The sequence below is a fragment of the Streptomyces murinus genome, from assembly GCF_002154555.1.
Lineage (GTDB): Bacteria > Actinomycetota > Actinomycetes > Streptomycetales > Streptomycetaceae > Streptomyces > Streptomyces murinus.
The window spans coordinates 1-867 of record NZ_MUNF01000782.1 but is presented as its reverse complement, the minus strand read 5'-3'; the positions used below and the strand labels follow the sequence as shown (position 1 = coordinate 867).

The window sequence follows — 867 nt, the reverse complement described above, 5'->3', positions numbered from 1 at the left end:
GGCGCCGGCCCCGGGATCGTCGCGGGTCAGCCGGATCAAGGTCGCCCAGGTGACCCGGGTGCCCGCCGCCGAGGCACCGCCCGCGCCCGGCGTGTGCCCGCCCTCCGGCGTCCGTCTCACCAACGACGACGGCGACGCCGCGATGGGGCTGCGCGTGGTCGGCCTGCGCCTGGAGAACTGTGGCAAGCGGGACTACGCCCTCGACGGCTATCCGCAACTGGAACTGCTGGACGACGACCTCGCGCCCGTCCACGGCGTCCGGATCTTCCACGGGAGCAGCGGCATCAGCACCGGCAGCGGGTTCGACGACCCGGCCCGCCCGCTGGTCCTGAAGCCGGGCCAGAGCGCGGTCTCGGGTCTCATGTGGCGCAACCTCACGGAGTTCGGTACGGCGGTCAATGTTCCGTATGTCAGGGTGCGGGCGAAGGAGGGTGCCGCGCCGGTGACGGTCACGCCCCATCTCGACCTCGGTACGACGGGCAAGCTGGCGGTCCGGGCCTGGGCGCGCGAGGCGTCGTAGAACCCAGTGTGGCGTAGGACCCGGCGCGTCGTAGGACCCGGTGCGGCGTANNGCGGCGCTCTGGGCCCCGCCAGGTGTCGTAGGCGTAGCCCTCGCGCACCCAATACTCGAATCCGCCGAGCATCTCCTTGACCTGGTAGCCGAGTTCGGCGAGGGCGAGGGCGGCACGCGTGGCGCCGTTGCAACCGGGGCCCCAGCAGTAGGTGACGACGGGGACGGACCTGTCGAGCAGGGCGGGGGCCTGTTCGGGGATGAGCGCGGTGGGGAGGTGGACGGCGCCGGGGATGTGCCCCTGGTCCCAGGAGTGGGTGGAGCGGGAGTCGACGAGCACGAATCCGGGGCCGCCG

At 72.7% G+C, this 867-nt stretch carries 1 protein-coding gene and 1 pseudogene; one reads left to right on the top strand and one right to left on the bottom strand.

The features are described from left to right. The coding region (locus CCN72_RS34910) for a DUF4232 domain-containing protein (RefSeq protein WP_143664308.1) at positions 1 to 520 on the top strand (520 nt) is incomplete at its 5' end. A 52-nt stretch (positions 521 to 572) separates the two neighbouring features. Here the strand turns inward: CCN72_RS34910 and CCN72_RS34905 are convergent. Next, positions 573 to 867, bottom strand: a pseudogene (locus CCN72_RS34905) (rhodanese-like domain-containing protein); the annotation flags it as partial.